Below are 15,893 nucleotides of genomic sequence, written 5' to 3'. Positions count from 1 at the left end.
CTCCCCTTCCGCTAGAAGCTCACGCGCAGCGCGACATCCGCCGTGCGCGGCGCGCCGAGGTAGGCGAAGGTGGTGCCCACGTTGGCCGCGTAGACCTTGTTCGTCACGTTGCGGATGCGGCCCACCACGGTGACGGAGCGGCTCAGCTTCCAGCTCAGCCCCAGGTCGAGCAACGTGTAGGCGGGCCAGCTCGTCGTGTTGGCCGCATCTGCATAGACCTTTCCGACATGACGCAGCCCCGCGCTGGCCTGCAGCTGCGGCGTGATGGCATACGACGCCCAGAGGTTGGCCACCACGGCCGGCGTGTTGGTCGGCGTGCGGCCCGCGAGCGAAACGCCGCCCTGCGTGAAGCGCTCGTAGCGTGCGTCGACGTAGGTGACGTTGCCCTGCAGCGACCACTGCGGCGCGGGCTGCAGCCCCAGCGCCAGCTCCACGCCCTTGGACGACTGCTCGCCGACGAGCACCGTGAGCGCGCTGTTGTTCGGGTCCTGCGACGCGATGTTGCTGCGGCGGATGCTGTAGGCCGCGAGCGTGGCCGTGCCCTTGCCCTGCCAGAAATCGAGCTTGCCGCCGACCTCCACCTGCCGGCCCGTGGTGAGCTCGCTGTTGTTGCGCACGTCGGCGAAGGAGGCCGTGGAAAGCACGCCCGAGGGCGGATCGGCCGCGGTGGCGTATTGCGCATAGAGGCTGGCGCCGGGGGCGACGCCCCACACGAGGCCGATGCGCCCGGTGGTCGGCTTGTAGCCGCGATGGAAGGTCGCCGGATTCGCGGCATCCACCGCACGCCGGTTGACCAGGTCGAGGTCGATGCGCTCGTGGCGCAGTGCCGTCACCAGGTGCAGCGAGGGCTGCAGCGCGGTGCGGTTCTCGAGGTAGAGCGCCGTCGTGGTGACCTTGTTGCTGCGGTCGGGGCGAAAGCCCGGAACCATGCCAGGCACCTCGAAGAAGCGCTCGGTGGCGAAGACGTACGGGTTCACCGTGCTCACCACCGCCGGCAGGCTGTTGGGAAAGCGCGTCTGCCGGTTCACGCTGAAGTCCAGCCCGAAGGCCCAGTCGCTGCGCAGGCCGCCGAGCTGCCCCTTGTAGACGCCCTCGACGCGGTTGCCGACCAGGTCCTGGTCGTGCCGCTGCAGCAGCGCGCCGGAGCGGATCACCGCCGTGTTGGCCGTGTTGTAGCGATAGCTCTCGACGTTGCGGTAGTCGCGCAGCGCGTCGTAGGCATAGAAGGTGTTCCTGAACTGCAGCGCGTCGCTGGCCTGCCACTCGGTCACCGAGCGCAGCCACTGCACGCGCTGGGCGTAGATGCCGTCGGCGCTGTTGTAGTTCTTGAAGCGGATGCCACGGTCGATGCGCATCGTGCCGGTCACGGGGTTGAGGACCGGCGTTCCCCAGTAGGGCCGGTCGACGTGCTCGTCCTGGTACTCGTAGGCCAGCGTGTGCTTCAGGCCGCCGCCGAAGTCGGACACCAGCGAGGCCGCCATCTGCGTGGCCTTGCCGTGCGTGCCGTCGGTCCAGCCGTCGGCCTCGCGCCGGTTCACGTCGATGCGCGCGTAGTGGCTGCCGGCGCCGCCGTCTCCGGCAATGCGCCGGTTGAGCCCGAACGAGGCCTCCCTGAGGTTCTGCGTGCCCAGCCGCAGCTGCGCCTCGGTGAAGTCGCCGCGCTCGGCGATCCTGGTGATGTAGTTGATCGAGCCGCCCAGCGCGCCAGAACCGAAGAGAAAGCTCGACGGGCCGCCGATGGCCTCGACGCGGTCGTAGATCCAGCTGTCCACCGGACGGGCCGCGATCGAGTACTGCACGTTGATGCCGTTGAACAGCTGGGCAATGGAGTTGCTGCCGAAGCCGCGGTAGCTCACGCCGAGGTTGCCCGGCGCGTCGTGCGCGGTCACGCCCGGAATCGCGCGCAGGATTTCCTGCGTGTTCTGCGCGCCGCGCGCATCGATGACGGCGCGGTTCACCACCGTCACCGAGGCGGGCGTCTCGCGCGGCGTGAGGCCGAGCCGGCTCGCTGTGTCCGAAGGCGTGTCGAGGTCGAGCCTGCCGTTGGGCGCGATGGCGTCCTCGGCGACCTCGACCTGCGGCAGGGAATGGACGGCGGGCGCGACCGGCGTGGCGGATTGCTGGGCCCAGGCCGACGCGCCGGCCGTGCCGAACAGGGCCAGCAGCCCGAGCGTGGAAGTGGATGGAACAAGAACGGGCAAGGCACCGCGCAAGACGGCGCCGCCCCTGAGCAGGGAACGACGTGACATGGAATCTCTCTTTGCGGCGGCGCGCCCGGACGGCGACGCCGGCCGCGCAACGACCGGAAGCTCACCGCGCCGCGGGTCCTGGCCGGACGGCGGCGGGTGAAGGAAGAAGCTACGGTGTCAGGAGAGCGTCGGAGGCCCGCGCGCAGGAAGCGGCGAAGCCGTGGCCGCCGCGATGCGGGCGGCCGGAATGGACTGCAGCGCGCGCCCCAGCGGCTGCGGCGTCGGCAGCGCGATTTGCGCCGTTACGGGAAGCGGCACGGAAATCAGGCACAGCGGGCAGTCCATGGCGGTGGCGCCCAGTTCGACCGGACCATCCTCGCCCTGGACGATGGCCTTGACGGCGCCGGCGCTGGAGCACACCAGCTCGATGGCCTGCGGATGCACGATCGGCGAAGCAGTCGCGATCAGCAGCGACGCCATGAACCACGCGAGCACCAGGCGGTACAGCGAGTGGGAGCGTCGAAGGGCGTGCATGGCGCCGGATTATGGCCCGGCACGCTTTCGCCCCACGGTTCCTAGACGGTCTGCTCGATCGCCTCGCGCATGCAGCGCGTGATGCCGCGCACCGCCACCGAGTCGGGCCGTGCGGCGAAACGCAGCGCGCGGATCGGCACCGGGATCTGCGGCTCCAGCATCAGCACGTCGACCTTCTCGCGGTCGGCCGAGCGCGCCGTGCAGCCGTCGACCAGCGCCACGCCGATGCCGTGGTGCGCCATGGCCAGTGCCGCGTGGTAGGTCTGCACCGTGACCACCGCCTGCTGGAAGCCCACGCCCGCCTGCCGGCAGGCCTGGCTCAGGCTGGTGCCCACGGGGTCGCGGCTGTCCAGGCCGATCACCGGCCGGTCGACGAGGTCGTGCAGCGCAGCCGAACCGTTGCGCACCAGCGCGCGCGGCAGCATGCCCTTGGGCGCGATGCACACCATGCGGCTGTCGGCCAGCGTCTCCTGCGTGAGCGAGGGATGCACCGCGGGGCTGAAGGCGAAGCCCACGTCGGCCTCCTGCAGCAGCAGCGCCGACATGATCTGCGGCGAATGCAGCGACTCCACGGTGATCGCGTAGCCCGGATGCCTTTCGCGAAAAGCCTTGAGCGCGCGCGGCAGGATGTCGTAGCTCAGCGCCAGCACGCTGAGGATGCGCAGCTCGCCCGTATCGCCCGCGGTGCGCAGGTTGGCGGCGAGCCGCTGCACCTCGTCGAGCTGCGCAAAGAGCCGCTCGATGTGCGGATACAGCGTGAGCGCCTCGGTGGTCGGCGTGAGCCGGCCCTTGGCGCGCTGGAACAGCGGAAAGCCCAGCTGCAGCTCGGCATGCTGCAGCGTGCGGCTGACCGCCGGCTGCGTGATGTTGATGAGCCGCGCCGCCGCGCTCACGCTGCCCGTGAGCATGATCGCGTTGAAGACCTCGATGTGGCGCAGGCGCATCGCGAGCGGCGGCTGGTGTGTCAGTTGCCGGAGGAAGCCTTGCCGCGAGCCAGGTCCATGACCATGCGCGTGCCGAGGTACAGGCGCGGCTCGATCGAGTTGACCAGCACGTATTCGGCATCGGCCGAGTGCGCGCCGAAGCCCTGCAGGCCGAAGCGCTCGACGACCGGCGCCTTGGTCTTGAGCGCGGCGAAGGCCGCGTCGGTGCCGCCGCCGGCCGCCTTGTCGTCGGCGCCCAGCGGCAGGCCGAGCTCGTCCTTGTAGATCCGCTGCGCATGGCGGGCCATGGCGATCGAGGCCTCGGAAGACTCCAGCGGCGGACGGCGACGCTCGAACTTCAGCTCGACCTTGGCCTCGGGAATGAGCTGCTTCTTCACGCGCTCGTTCACCTGCTGCTCGATGCGGTCGTAGTCGCTGACCTTCAGCACGCGCACGTCGGCCGCCGCGGTGGCGCTGGCCGGGATCACGTTGCGGTTGGTGCCCGACTTCGAGATGGTCCAGTTCATCTTCAGGCCCGTGGCCGGGTCGGACAGGTCGCGCATCTGCAGGACCTGGTGCGACAGCTCGTACAGCGCGTTCACGCCCAACTCGGGCGCCGAGCCCGCGTGCGAGGCCTTGCCCGTGACGTTCAGCGTGACCGAGGCGATGCCCGCGGTGGCGAGCGAGAGCTTGTCGTCCTTCACCGAGGCGCCTTCGAAGGACAGCACCGCATCGTGCTCGCTGCCCATGCGCGTGATGAGAGAGCGCGCGCCGGGCGAGCTGATTTCCTCGTCGCCGTTGATGAGCACGGTGAGCGTGCCGTACTCCTTGAACTTCATCGCCTGCAGCATCGACACGATGTGCGTGATGACGGCCACGCCCTGCTTGTCGTCGGCGATGCCCAGGCCGTAGGCCTTGTCGCCGTCGATGCGGAAGGGCTGCTTGTTGAGCATGCCCACGGTGTAGACCGTGTCCATGTGCGCGATCAGCAGGATCTTCTTCTTGCCCGTGCCCTTGAAGGTGGCGCGCACCACGCGGCCGATCTTCTCGGGCGTGTCTTCCATGCGGTAGGCCTCCGCGCTCGGGTCGATCAGCTCGACCTCGCCGCCCAGCGCCTTGAACCTGGCGGCGATCAGGTCGGAGATCTTCTCGAGGCCGTCGAGGTCGCGGCTGCCGGACTCGATGGAGACCAGCTCCTTCAGCGTCTCGAGCAGCGCGGGCTTTTCCTTGGCGGCGAGCGCGGCGATGCTGGCGTCGGGCGCCGCGAAGGCGGTGCCCAGGAAGGCCGCGCAGGCGGCGGCGATCAGGAGTTTGCGGTGCGGGAATTGGATCATTTCTGCTTGCTTCTTCTCGGTTGGTTGTCTCGTCTCGTTCTCTGCTTTTTCAATGAAGTGAAGCCGTCAGTGCGCCTTGTCCCAGTTGGGCCCGACGCCGATCTCGGCCAGCAGCGGTACCTTCAGCGAGGCGACGCCGGCCATGAGACGAGGGATTTCGGTGCGCACCCATTCGACCTCGGCCTCGGGCACTTCGAACACCAGTTCGTCGTGCACCTGCATGATCATCCGGGTGCCTCGCTTCTCCTCGTCAAGCACGTTCTGTACCTTGACCATGCTGAGCTTGATCAGGTCGGCTGCGGTGCCCTGCATCGGCGCGTTGATGGCCGCGCGCTCGGCGCCGCCGCGGCGCGGGCCGTTGGGCGAATTGATCTCGGGCAGGTAGAGGCGCCGGCCGAACACGGTCTCGACGTAGCCCTGCTCCTTGGCGAGCGCCTTCGTCTCGTCCATGTAGGCCTTCACGCCCGGGTAGCGCGCGAAGTAGCGCTCGATGTACGAGGCCGCGGCCTTGTTCTCGATGCCCAGGTTCTTCGCCAGGCCGAAGCTGCTCATGCCGTAGATCAGGCCGAAGTTGATGACCTTGGCGTAGCGGCGCTGCTCGCTCGACACCTGGTCGGGCGTGGAGCCGAACACCTCTGCGGCCGTGGCGCGGTGCACGTCGATGCCCTCGGTGAAGGCGCGCAGCAGCGACTCGTCGCCGCTGATGTGGGCCATGATTCGCAGCTCGATCTGCGAGTAGTCGGCGCTGGCGATCACGCTGCCCGCAGGCGCCACGAAGGCCTCGCGCACGCGGCGGCCTTCGGGCGTGCGGATCGGGATGTTCTGCAGGTTCGGGTCGTTGCTGCTCAGTCGGCCCGTGACGGCCACCGCCTGCGCATAGTGCGTGTGCACGCGTCCGGTGCGCGGGTTGGCGAGCTGGCCGAGCTTGTCGGTGTAGGTGCCCTTGAGCTTCGACAGGCTGCGGTGCTCGAGGATCTTGGCCGGCAGCGGATAGTCTTCCGCCAGCTTCTCGAGCACCTCTTCGTCGGTGCTGGGCGCGCCGCTGGGCGTCTTCTTGACCACGGGCAGGCCCAGCTTGGTGAAGAAGATCTCGCCGATCTGCTTGGGCGAGCCGAGGTTGAAGGGCTGGCCGGCGATTTCGTAGGCCTCCTGCTCCAGCTCCATGATGCGCTTGCCGAGCTCGTGGCTCTGCGCGGCCAGCGTGGGGCTGTCGATCATCACGCCGTTGCGCTCGACGCGGTAGAGCGCCTCGCTCGAATCCATCTCGAGCTGGTAGATGAAGCTCAGCTTCTCGTCGGCCTGCAGGCGCGGCCACAGGGTGTTGTGCACGTCGAGGGTCTGGTCGCTGTCCTCGCACGAATACTCGGCGGCCTTCGCGATGTCGACCTGGCTGAACGGGATCTGGTGCGCACCCTTGCCGCACAGGTCTTCGTACGAGATGCCGCTGCGACCCAGGTGGCGCTCGGCCAGGCTCGAGAGGCCGTGCGGCTTGTGCACCTCGAGCACGTAGCTCTGCAGCATGGTGTCGTGCGCGTAGCCCTGCACCTCGATGCCATGGTTGGCGAACACGTGGCGGTCGTACTTGATGTGCTGGCCGAGCTTCTTCTTCGCGCCGTTCTCGAGCCAGGGCTTGAGCTTCGCCAGCACTTCGTCGATGGGCAACTGCTGGGGCGCATCGGGGTAGTTGTGCGTGAGCGGAATGTAGGCGGCCTCGCCGGGCGTGACGCTGAAGCTGATGCCCACGATCTGCGCGACCATCTCGTCGAGCGAGGTGGTCTCGGTGTCGATGGCGGCGAGCTCGGCCGCCTCGAGCTTCGCGAGCCAGCCGTCGAGCTGCTCCCAGGTCGTGATGGTGTCGTACTTCAGGTTGCTCGCGGGGGAAGCGGCCTCGAGCGCCTGCATGTCGGAGGGCTCGTCGAACAGGCCGCCCTGGTCGGTGCCGGCGGCAGCGGAGCCCGGCTTCTTCTTCAGGCTTTCCTCGATCAGCTCGGGCGGCACGGCCTGCGCCTCCAGCGCCTTGACCAGGCTCTTGAAACCGAACTTCTCGTAGAACGGCTTCAGCTCGGCCGTCTGCGGCGCGCCCACCGGCAGGCCGTCGAGCGACGGCAGGCCCGTGACGTGGCCGTCGAGGTCACAGTCGGTGCGGATGGTGACGAGGCGCCTGCTCAGCGGCAGCTGGCCGAGGGCCTGGCGCAGGTTCTCGCCGGCGGCGCCCTTCACTTCGGCGGCGCGCTCGATCAAGGCGTCGAGCGAGCCGTATTCGAGCAGCCACTTGGCCGCCGTCTTGGGGCCGACCTTCGGCACGCCGGGCACGTTGTCGACCGAGTCGCCCACCAGCGTCTGGTAGTCGATCATCAGGTTGGGCGGCACGCCGAACTCGGCCGTGACGCCGGCCACGTCGCGCTTCTTGCCGTTCATCGTGTCGATGATGGTGATGTGCTCGTCGACCAGCTGGCTCAGGTCCTTGTCGCCGCTGGAGACGATGACTTCGACGCCCTGGGCGGAGGCGACCCTGGCGAGCGTGCCGATGACGTCGTCGGCCTCCACATCGGGCACGCTGAGCACGGGCCAGCCGAGCAGCTTCACCACTTCGTGGATGGGGTCGATCTGGCTGCGCAGGTCGTCGGGCATGGGCGAGCGATTGGCCTTGTACTCGGGGTACCAGTCGTCGCGGAAGGTCTTGCCGGGCGCGTCGAAGATGCAGGCTGCGTAGTCCGCGCGCACCTCGCGGCGCAGCGCGGTCATCATGTTGATCATTCCGCGGATGGCGCCGGTCGCCGGGCTCTTCGGATCGCCGGGCACGGCCCGCAGGTCGGGCATGGCGTGGAAGGCGCGGTAGAGGTAGCTCGAGCCATCGACGAGCAGCAGCGTTTTCTTGTCGGTCATCGGGGCATTTTGCCGTGCCCGCGACGGCCCCCGGAACCACGTCGCCACGAGGTGCCAACCGACGCCCCTGAACCGGGCGCGCGCCTACAATGCATGCATGCCTAGCTCCACACTCCTGGTCGCCCGCCGCATCCTGCTGGCGCTGGCCTTCGCAACCCCCTTTGCCGCCGTGCAGGCGCAACAGGCAGCGCCCGCCCCGGCGGCGGCTCCGGCCGAAGCGCTACCAAATCAGGAGCAGGCCAAGGCCGAAGGCCGACGCAACCAGAAGGTCGAGCACATCCACACCGAGGACAGCGGCGCCTCTGTCGACGAAGTCCGCTATGGCGGCCGCACGCAGAGCATCAACGTCAAGCCCAAGTCGAACATGCCGGGCTACGAAGTGCTGCCGGCCGACGCCGCCACGGGCCGCCAGGGTTCGAGCGAAACGGGCGCCAACGGCCCCCGCGTCTGGAACGTGATGAAGTTCTGACCGTGACGGAGGCAGTCTCCTTTCCGGTTTTCGCGACAGCAATGCGGCGCTGAGTACCTCCATGGCAGTTTTTACCGAAGTCGGCTTCGGCGAGGCAGACGCGCTCGTCCAGAGCCTGGGCCTGGGCCCGCTGCGCGAGTTGCGCGGCATCGAGGGCGGCATCGAGAACACCAACTACTTCGCGACCACCGAGTCCGGCGAGTTCGTGCTGACGCTGTTCGAGCGCCTGAGCGCAGAGCAGCTCCCGTACTACCTTTGTCTGATGAAGCACCTGGCCGGCGCAGGCCTGCCGGTGCCTGCGCCCGTGGCGATGCCCACGCCCGATGCTCCCGAGAAGCCCCGCAAGGGCCAGCAGCCCCCGGTACCCGCCGAAGCCGCGTGCGACCTGCTGCACGTCGTGGCCGGCAAGCCCGCGGCGGTGGTGCAGAAGCTCTCGGGCCGCAGCGAGCTGGCCCCCGGCGCTGCGCATTGCGCCGAACTGGGCGCGATGCTGGCGCGCATGCATCTCGCGGGGCGCGACTACCCCCGCATCCAGCCGAACCTGCGCGGCCTGCCCTGGTGGAACGAGACGGTGCCCGTGGTGCTGCCGTACATCGAGGAATCGCAGGCGAACCTGCTGCGCGCCGAGCTGGCCTACCAGAACCACGTTGCCGAGTCGTCAGCCTACGCTGCCCTGCCGCGCGGGCCGGTGCATGCAGACATGTTCCGCGACAACGTGATGTTCGCAACCGATGGCGACGCAGGCGACGCCCCGCGGCTGACCGGCGTGTTCGACTTCTACTTCGCCGGCACCGACACCTGGCTGTTCGACCTGGCCGTGTGCCTGAACGACTGGGCCATCGACCTGCCGACCGGCCGGCACGACCCCGAGCGCGCCGACGCGCTGCTGTCGGCCTACGAGAGCGTGCGCACGCTGAACGCGGCCGAGCGCGCCCTGCTGCCCGCGATGCTGCGCGCCGCGGCGCTGCGCTTCTGGATCTCCCGTCTCTGGGACTTCCACCTGCCGCGCGAGGCGAGCATGCTCAAGCCCCATGACCCCACGCACTTCGAGCGCGTGCTGCGCGACCGCGCCACCCATCCGCATGCCATGGCGCAGGCCCTCGAGCCGCTGCTGGCTGCCTGACCTTCACACATGAAACTCAACCTCGTGCCGGCGCGAACCGGCGTCGAATGGGTCCGCCTCGGGCTCAAGAACTTCTGGCGACAGCCGCTGGCCTTCGTGTCGCTGTTCCTGATGTTCATGGCGCTGATCTCGACCATCTCCCAGCTTCCGCTGATCGGCAAGTTCCTGCCGTTCGTGCTGCTGCCCTTCTCCACGCTGGGCTTCATGGCCGCAGCGTCGGTGGCCGACGCCTCGGGAGGCAACGGCAACAACAACGGCACCTCCACCGGCACCGACTTCCCTGCGGACACCACGGGCGGCCTGAAGCGGCCGACGGGCGCGATCATGTTCCTGTCGGTGGCTCGCGCCATGCGCACGGAATGGCGCTCGCTGGCCGTGCTCGGCGTGATCTCGGCCGTGTACTGCTTCCTGACGGTGTTCCTGACGGCGCTGGTCGACGGCGGCCAGTTCATGCGCAGCTATTTCCTCGGCGAAGCTCCGGCGAAGGAAGTACTCGAAAGCAGCCGCTTCCAGATGGCGAACCTGCTCCAGATGTGCCTCGCGCTGCCGCTGGTCGCGGCGATGTGGCACGCACCCGCGCTGGTCCACTGGCACCGCGTGGAGCCGGTGAAGAGCATCTTCTTCAGCCTGGTCGCGATGTTCCGGAATTTCGGCGCCTACGCGCTGTACTGGCTCGCATGGTGCGGCGTGCTGCTGCTCGGCCTGCTGGCAGCGGCGCTGGTCGGCACCATCGTGATCGGCGTGGGCTCGCTGGGCTCGGGCACCGGCGCGATGACCGCCGGCAACATCCTGATGCTCGGCACGGTGATGACGCTCGCCGCGATGGCGCAGGCGTCGAACTGGTTCACCTTCCGCGACACCTTCAATCCGGACTGAACGCCGCCGCGGCCGGCGACGCTCCCCAGCCCTTCCGGCAGCGTCAGATCGGCGTGAGCTTCGCCACCGACAGCGCCAGCCACTTCACGCCGTGGCGCGCGAACTTGACCTGCGCACGCGCGTCGTCGCCGCTACCTTCCAGCGCGGTCACCGTACCTTCTCCGAACTTGTTGTGGAACACCTGCATGCCCGAGCGCAGGCCGTGCGAGGGCGCAGTCTTCTGCGGCGGCACGGGCGGGCTGGCGAAGGTGTCCTTGTCGCGGCTTCCGCCCGAACTGCCGCCGTAGCCGCCGCCGTATCCACCGGAGCCACCACGCGTGCTGCCATAGCCGCCGCCGTAGCCGAAGGCCGAGGGCGCGAAGCCCTGGTTCCTGGGCGTGAGCCACTTGAGGGCGCTCTCGGGCAGCTCGTCGAAGAAACGGCTCTTGACGTTGTAGCGGGTCTGGCCGTGCAACATGCGGGTCTGCGAGTGACTCAGGTACAGGCGCTTGCGGGCGCGCGTGATCGCCACGTACATCAGACGGCGCTCTTCCTCGAGGCTCTCGAAATCGCTCATCGAGTTCTCGTGCGGGAACAGGCCCTCCTCCATGCCGGTGATGAACACGCAGTCGAACTCCAGGCCCTTGGCGGCGTGCACCGTCATGAGCTGCACGGCGTCCTGCCCCGCCTGCGCCTGGTTGTCGCCCGATTCGAGCGCGGCGTGCGTGAGGAAGGCGGCCAGCGGGCTCAGCGTTTCGCCGGTCTCGGCATCGGGTGCGAGCGGCTCGTCGAGCACCGGGCGGCTCGGGTCGATACCCTGGCTCGCGGGTGACTGCCGCAGCTCGTCGACGGGCAGCGCCACGGCGTCGCGGCCGAAGCCTTCCTGCGTGACGAAGCTCTCGGCCGCGTTCACCAGTTCGTCCAGGTTCTCGATGCGGTCGGCGCCTTCGCGGTCGGCCTTGTAGTGCTCGACGAGGCCGCTGTGGTCGAGCACCAGTTCGATGATCTCCCGCAGGCTCACGCCCTGCGTCTGCTCGCGCAGCACGTCGATCTTGGCGACGAAGCCCGTGAGGTTGGCGCCGGCCTTGCCGCCGACCACGCTCACCGCGTCGTGCAGCGAACGGTTGGCCGCGCGCGCGGCGTCCTGCAGGGTTTCGAGCGTGCGTGCGCCGATGCCGCGCGGCGGAAAGTTGACGACGCGCAGGAAGCTGGTGTCGTCGTCCTTGTTCTCGAGCAGGCGCAGGTAGGCCAGCGCGTGCTTGATTTCAGCGCGCTCGAAGAAGCGCAATCCGCCGTACACGCGGTACGGCACGGAGGCATTGAAGAGCGCGGTTTCGATCACCCGGCTCTGCGCATTGCTGCGGTAGAGCACGGCCATTTCCTTGCGCTCGTAGCCGTCGCGCACCAGCTGGCGCATTTCCTCGACCATCCACTGCGCCTCGGCCAGGTCGGTGGGCGACTCGTACACGCGCACGGGCTCGCCCGGCCCCTGGTCGGTGCGCAGGTTCTTGCCCAGGCGCTTCTTGTTGTGGCCGATGAGCTCGTTGGCGGAGTCGAGGATGTTGCTGTAGCTGCGGTAGTTCTGCTCCAGCTTGATCTGGTGGCGCACGTCGAACTCGCGCACGAAGTCGGTCATGTTGCCCACGCGCGCACCGCGGAAGGCATAGATGCTCTGGTCGTCGTCGCCCACGGCGATCACGCTGTTGTGCTGGCCGGGCACGAAGCGGCCTTCGACGGTATTGCCCGCGAGCATCTTGATCCACGCGTACTGCAGGCGGTTGGTGTCCTGGAACTCGTCGATCAGGATGTGGCGGAAGCGCCGCTGGTAGTGCTCGCGCACCGGCTCGTTGTCGCGCAGCAGCTCGTAGCTGCGCAACATGAGCTCGCCGAAATCGACCACGCCTTCGCGCTGGCATTGCTCTTCGTACAGGCGATAGAGCTCGACCTTCTTGCGGTCGTCGTCGCTGCGCACCTCGATGGCGTCGGGGCGCAGGCCGTCTTCCTTGGCGCCGGCGATGAACCACTGGGTCTGCTTGGCCGGAAAGCGCTCGTCGTCGACGTTGAACTGCTTCATCAGGCGCTTGATGGCTGAAAGCTGGTCCTGCGTGTCGAGGATCTGGAAGGTGGAAGGCAGGTTGGCGAGCTTCCAGTGCGCGCGCAGCAGGCGGTTGCACAGACCGTGGAAGGTGCCGATCCACATGCCGCGCACGTTGACGGGCAGCATCGCCGTCAGCCGCGTCATCATTTCCTTGGCGGCCTTGTTTGTGAAGGTCACGGCCAGGATGCCACCTGCGGAAACCTGGCCCGTCTGCAGCAGCCAGGCGATGCGGGTGGTGAGCACGCGCGTCTTGCCGGAGCCGGCACCTGCCAGGATGAGAGCGTTGCCTTCGGGCAACGTGACCGCGGCGAGTTGCTCCGCGTTCAGGTTCTGGAGCAGCGGCAGCGCTGGGGAGTGGGCATCGTCAGCCGCAGGATCGTTAAACAACATCCTCCAATTGTAGAAACCACGGCGTATGCGGGTTATATGAAGAAGCAGAAGACCTGCGTTCGCGAGTCCGCGTAAAATCAATCACCGGGCCCAAGTTTCTTGCGCCCGGTTTTTTGTGGGCGTTTCATATGCAAAACGCACCGCAGAAGCCGGCCGGACCAAGCGCTCATTCGTTTCCTTCAACGATTCCTTCCTAGGAGCCTGGTCATGCAGATTTTCGATTACGACAACATCCTTCTTCTCCCGCGCAAGTGCCGCGTGGAGAGCCGCTCGGAGTGCGACACCAGCGTGGTGCTGGGCGAACGCAGCTTCCGCCTGCCGGTGGTGCCCGCCAACATGAAGACGGTGGTCGACGAGTCGATCTGCCTGTGGCTGGCGCAGAACGGCTACTTCTACGTGATGCACCGCTTCGACCTCGACAACGTCAAGTTCGTCAAGGACATGCAGGGCAAGGGCGTGTTCGCTTCCATCTCGCTCGGCGTGAAGAAGGCCGACTACGACACTGTCGACCAGCTGGTGGCCCAGGGCCTCGTGCCCGAGTACGTCACGATCGACATCGCGCACGGCCACGCCGACAGCGTGAAGAACATGATCGGCTACCTCAAGCAGAAGCTGCCGAAGACCTTCGTGATCGCCGGCAACGTGGGTACGCCCGAAGCGGTGATCGACCTCGAGAACTGGGGCGCGGACGCGACCAAGGTCGGCATCGGCCCGGGCAAGGTCTGCATCACCAAGCTCAAGACCGGCTTCGGCACGGGCGGCTGGCAGCTGTCGGCGCTGAAGTGGTGCGCCCGCGTGGCGACCAAGCCGATCATTGCCGACGGCGGCATCCGCGACCACGGCGACATCGCCAAGAGCGTGCGCTTCGGCGCCTCGATGGTCATGATCGGCTCGCTGTTCGCGGGCCACGAGGAGTCGCCGGGCAAGACCGTCGAGGTCGACGGCGTGCTCTTCAAGGAGTACTACGGCTCCGCCAGCGACTTCAACAAGGGCGAATACAAGCACGTCGAGGGCAAGCGCATCCTCGAGCCCATCAAGGGCAAGCTGGCCGACACGCTGGTCGAAATGGAGCAGGACGTGCAGAGCTCCATCAGCTACGCGGGCGGCCGCACGCTGATGGACATCCGCAAGGTCAACTACGTCACGCTGGGCGGCGACAACGCAGGCGAACACCTGCTGATGTAACGACCTTCAGGCTTCCAGGAGCTGCACCGCGTGCCGGTGCAGCGTGTGCGCCGGATCGGCGAGCGCATCGACCACGTCGAAGTGGTTGAGCCCTGGGAGCACCTCGCACACCGGCACGGTGTTGCGGCCCCACGCGTCGCGGATCATCGCGTTGTGGCGGATGAACTCCCCGCTTTCGCTGCCGCCGGCCACCGTGTACAGCTGGCCGCGCTTCGGCGCGGGCCACGAGGCGGGGCTTGCGCGCAGGACGTCGGCATCGGTCAGCTTCAGCGTGTTCTCGAGGAACGGCGTGCGCTGCAGCGGGCGCAGATCGTAGAGGCCAGAGATCGACAGCGCGTTGCGCACCAGGTGCGCAGGCAGGTCGGGCGCAACTGCCTTCCAGTCGCAGGCCAGCAGCGCCGCTGCCATGTGTCCGCCGGCCGAGTGGCCCACGACGGTGATCCGTGTCGGATCGCCGCCGTGGGCGGCGATGTGGCGCCATGTCCACTCGAGTGCACGCACCATCTGCAGCATGATTCCGGGCACCGTGACGGGCTGCTCCGGCGTACCGGGACAAAGCGCGTAGTTGGGCTGGACCACGCAGATACCGCGGTCGCTGAAGGCTGGAGCGATGAAGGAATGGTCCTTCTTGTCCATCGCGCGCCAGTAGCCGCCATGGATGAAGACCATCACCGGGGCATCGGGCACCGGCGCAGGAAAGATATCGAGAGTTTCGTTCGCGCCCTGGCCGTACGGCAGGTCGATGCGGGCCGGCAGGGCCTCCCGCGCCGCAGCGGATTCACGCGCCCAGCGCTCGAAATATGCGGGGTGATCCTTGACCCTCGCAAGGTTGTTGTACATGCCTTCCAGCCAGGCAGGATCGAACGAGGTCATGCGCTCTTGCTCCGTGTTTCGCGAGGGGCGCATCTTGGCACGGCGGCATGCGCCAAAACGGGAGTTCCGGTTAAAATTCGCCTTGCGTTGGGGGGGTAGCTCAGCTGGGAGAGCGCCGCGTTCGCAATGCGGAGGTCGGGAGTTCGATCCTCCTCCTCTCCACCAACCGATACGAAAAAGGCCTTGGCATCCGCCAAGGCCTTTTTCTTTTTCTCTCGCGATCGGCTCAGGTGTCGAGCGTCAGATGCTGGCCGTGCAGCGCCGCGGCCGCAGGCGATGCGAGAAAACCGATGGTCTGGGCAGCGACCGAAGTCGACACCCAGTCGGCCGGATTCGCATCCGGCATCGCCTGCCGGTTGGCGGGTGTATCGAGCACGCTCGGCGCGACGCTGTTGACGTTGACGCCATGCGGCGCCGCTTCCGCCGCCATGGCTTCCACCAGCCGCTGCAGCGCACTCTTCGACGCGATATACGCGGCCATGGCCGGCACGCCGCGCGCAGCGACCTTGGCTGTGACGGCGATGACGCTGCCCGCGCGCCGCTCGATCATCGAGGGCAGCACGGCCTGCGTCACTGCGACGAACGACCAGGCATTGAGGTTCATCATCCGGTCCCAGCTCGCGCGCGTGAGTGCATGCGTGGCCTCGCCCATCTCGAAACCACCCGCGATGTGCACCAGCGTGTCGATGCGGCCGAAGGACTTGAGTGCCTGCTCCGCGAGAGCCGCCATCTCGGAAGTGGAAGTCACGTCTCCCGCGAGCAGGAGGTGGTGGGAGTTGTCGAGACCCGGGAACACCTCGGCCAGGCGACCTGCATGGTGATCTACCAACGCGAGGCGCGCGCCCTGATCGATGAAATGCTGCGCGACCGCGCGGCCCAGTGCGCCTGCGGCGCCGGTGATCAGGACATGGGGGGTGGTCTGTGCGTCGCTCATCGAAGTTCTCCTGATTGAGGGGCCCTGCCCCGTCGGTGATGATGAATCCTAACGCCGCGACTCACAAATTTTTTGGAAAGTCAGAAATTCTGGGATATAC

At 67.6% G+C, this 15,893-nt stretch carries 12 protein-coding genes and 1 tRNA gene; 5 read left to right on the top strand and 8 right to left on the bottom strand.

Annotation, left to right across the window (positions count from 1 at the left end):
- Positions 1-11: 11 nt before the first annotated feature.
- The 5 genes from BMY35_RS12325 to polA all read right to left on the bottom strand — a co-directional run bounded on the left by BMY35_RS12325 (position 12) and on the right by polA (position 7,866).
- The gene (locus BMY35_RS12325; RefSeq protein WP_093198827.1) at positions 12-2,249 is read right to left on the bottom strand and encodes a TonB-dependent receptor; all 2,238 of its coding nucleotides are present in this window, start codon (positions 2,247-2,249) and stop codon (positions 12-14) included.
- A gap of 117 nt (positions 2,250-2,366) precedes the next feature.
- Positions 2,367-2,723, bottom strand: coding sequence for a hypothetical protein (locus BMY35_RS12320; protein ID WP_093198822.1), 357 nt, complete (start codon positions 2,721-2,723; stop codon positions 2,367-2,369).
- Positions 2,724-2,764: 41 nt separating this feature from the next.
- Positions 2,765-3,667 carry a LysR family transcriptional regulator gene (locus BMY35_RS12315; protein WP_093198818.1) on the bottom strand — a complete coding sequence of 301 codons (903 nt, stop codon included), beginning with the start codon at positions 3,665-3,667 and terminating at the stop codon, positions 2,765-2,767.
- 20 nt (positions 3,668-3,687) lie between these two features.
- The gene (locus BMY35_RS12310) at positions 3,688-4,980 is read right to left on the bottom strand and encodes a M20/M25/M40 family metallo-hydrolase (protein WP_371287161.1); all 1,293 of its coding nucleotides are present in this window, start codon (positions 4,978-4,980) and stop codon (positions 3,688-3,690) included.
- 66 nt (positions 4,981-5,046) lie between these two features.
- A complete protein-coding gene (gene polA, locus BMY35_RS12305) occupies positions 5,047-7,866 on the bottom strand; it encodes a DNA polymerase I (protein WP_093198815.1) in 2,820 nt (939 codons plus the stop codon).
- A 97-nt stretch (positions 7,867-7,963) separates the two neighbouring features.
- On the opposite strand from polA, the gene BMY35_RS12300 reads away from it, so the two are divergent.
- The 3 genes from BMY35_RS12300 to BMY35_RS12290 all read left to right on the top strand — a co-directional run bounded on the left by BMY35_RS12300 (position 7,964) and on the right by BMY35_RS12290 (position 10,334).
- Positions 7,964-8,335 (top strand): hypothetical protein, encoded by a 372-nt coding sequence (locus tag BMY35_RS12300; protein WP_093198812.1) that lies wholly within the window; start codon positions 7,964-7,966, stop codon positions 8,333-8,335.
- A 61-nt stretch (positions 8,336-8,396) separates the two neighbouring features.
- Positions 8,397-9,458: a homoserine kinase gene (locus tag BMY35_RS12295; protein WP_093198808.1), complete on the top strand. Its 1,062-nt coding sequence runs from the start codon at positions 8,397-8,399 to the stop codon at positions 9,456-9,458.
- A gap of 9 nt (positions 9,459-9,467) precedes the next feature.
- The gene (locus tag BMY35_RS12290) at positions 9,468-10,334 is read left to right on the top strand and encodes a BPSS1780 family membrane protein (RefSeq protein WP_093198805.1); all 867 of its coding nucleotides are present in this window, start codon (positions 9,468-9,470) and stop codon (positions 10,332-10,334) included.
- A 43-nt stretch (positions 10,335-10,377) separates the two neighbouring features.
- Here BMY35_RS12290 and BMY35_RS12285 read toward each other — a convergent pair whose 3' ends face one another.
- The gene (locus tag BMY35_RS12285; protein ID WP_093198803.1) at positions 10,378-12,801 is read right to left on the bottom strand and encodes a UvrD-helicase domain-containing protein; all 2,424 of its coding nucleotides are present in this window, start codon (positions 12,799-12,801) and stop codon (positions 10,378-10,380) included.
- Positions 12,802-13,008: 207 nt separating this feature from the next.
- Between BMY35_RS12285 and BMY35_RS12280 the strand changes: the two genes are divergently transcribed.
- On the top strand, positions 13,009-13,986 hold the full coding sequence (locus tag BMY35_RS12280; RefSeq protein WP_093198801.1) for a GMP reductase: 978 nt from the start codon (positions 13,009-13,011) through the stop codon (positions 13,984-13,986).
- A gap of 6 nt (positions 13,987-13,992) precedes the next feature.
- Here the strand turns inward: BMY35_RS12280 and BMY35_RS12275 are convergent, their stop codons facing one another.
- Complete coding sequence (locus BMY35_RS12275; RefSeq protein WP_177213624.1) at positions 13,993-14,859, bottom strand: alpha/beta hydrolase; 867 nt, start codon at positions 14,857-14,859, stop codon at positions 13,993-13,995.
- Positions 14,860-14,948: 89 nt separating this feature from the next.
- Here BMY35_RS12275 and BMY35_RS12270 point away from each other — a divergent pair.
- A tRNA-Ala gene (locus BMY35_RS12270) sits at positions 14,949-15,024 on the top strand.
- A gap of 61 nt (positions 15,025-15,085) precedes the next feature.
- Here the strand turns inward: BMY35_RS12270 and BMY35_RS12265 are convergent.
- Positions 15,086-15,793 carry an SDR family NAD(P)-dependent oxidoreductase gene (locus tag BMY35_RS12265; RefSeq protein ID WP_093198797.1) on the bottom strand — a complete coding sequence of 236 codons (708 nt, stop codon included), beginning with the start codon at positions 15,791-15,793 and terminating at the stop codon, positions 15,086-15,088.
- Between the last annotated feature and the right edge of the window lie 100 nt (positions 15,794-15,893).

It is taken from the genome of Variovorax sp. YR750, assembly GCF_900109805.1.
Classification (GTDB): domain Bacteria; phylum Pseudomonadota; class Gammaproteobacteria; order Burkholderiales; family Burkholderiaceae_C; genus Variovorax; species Variovorax gossypii.
This window is presented reverse-complemented; position numbering and strand designations above follow the sequence as displayed.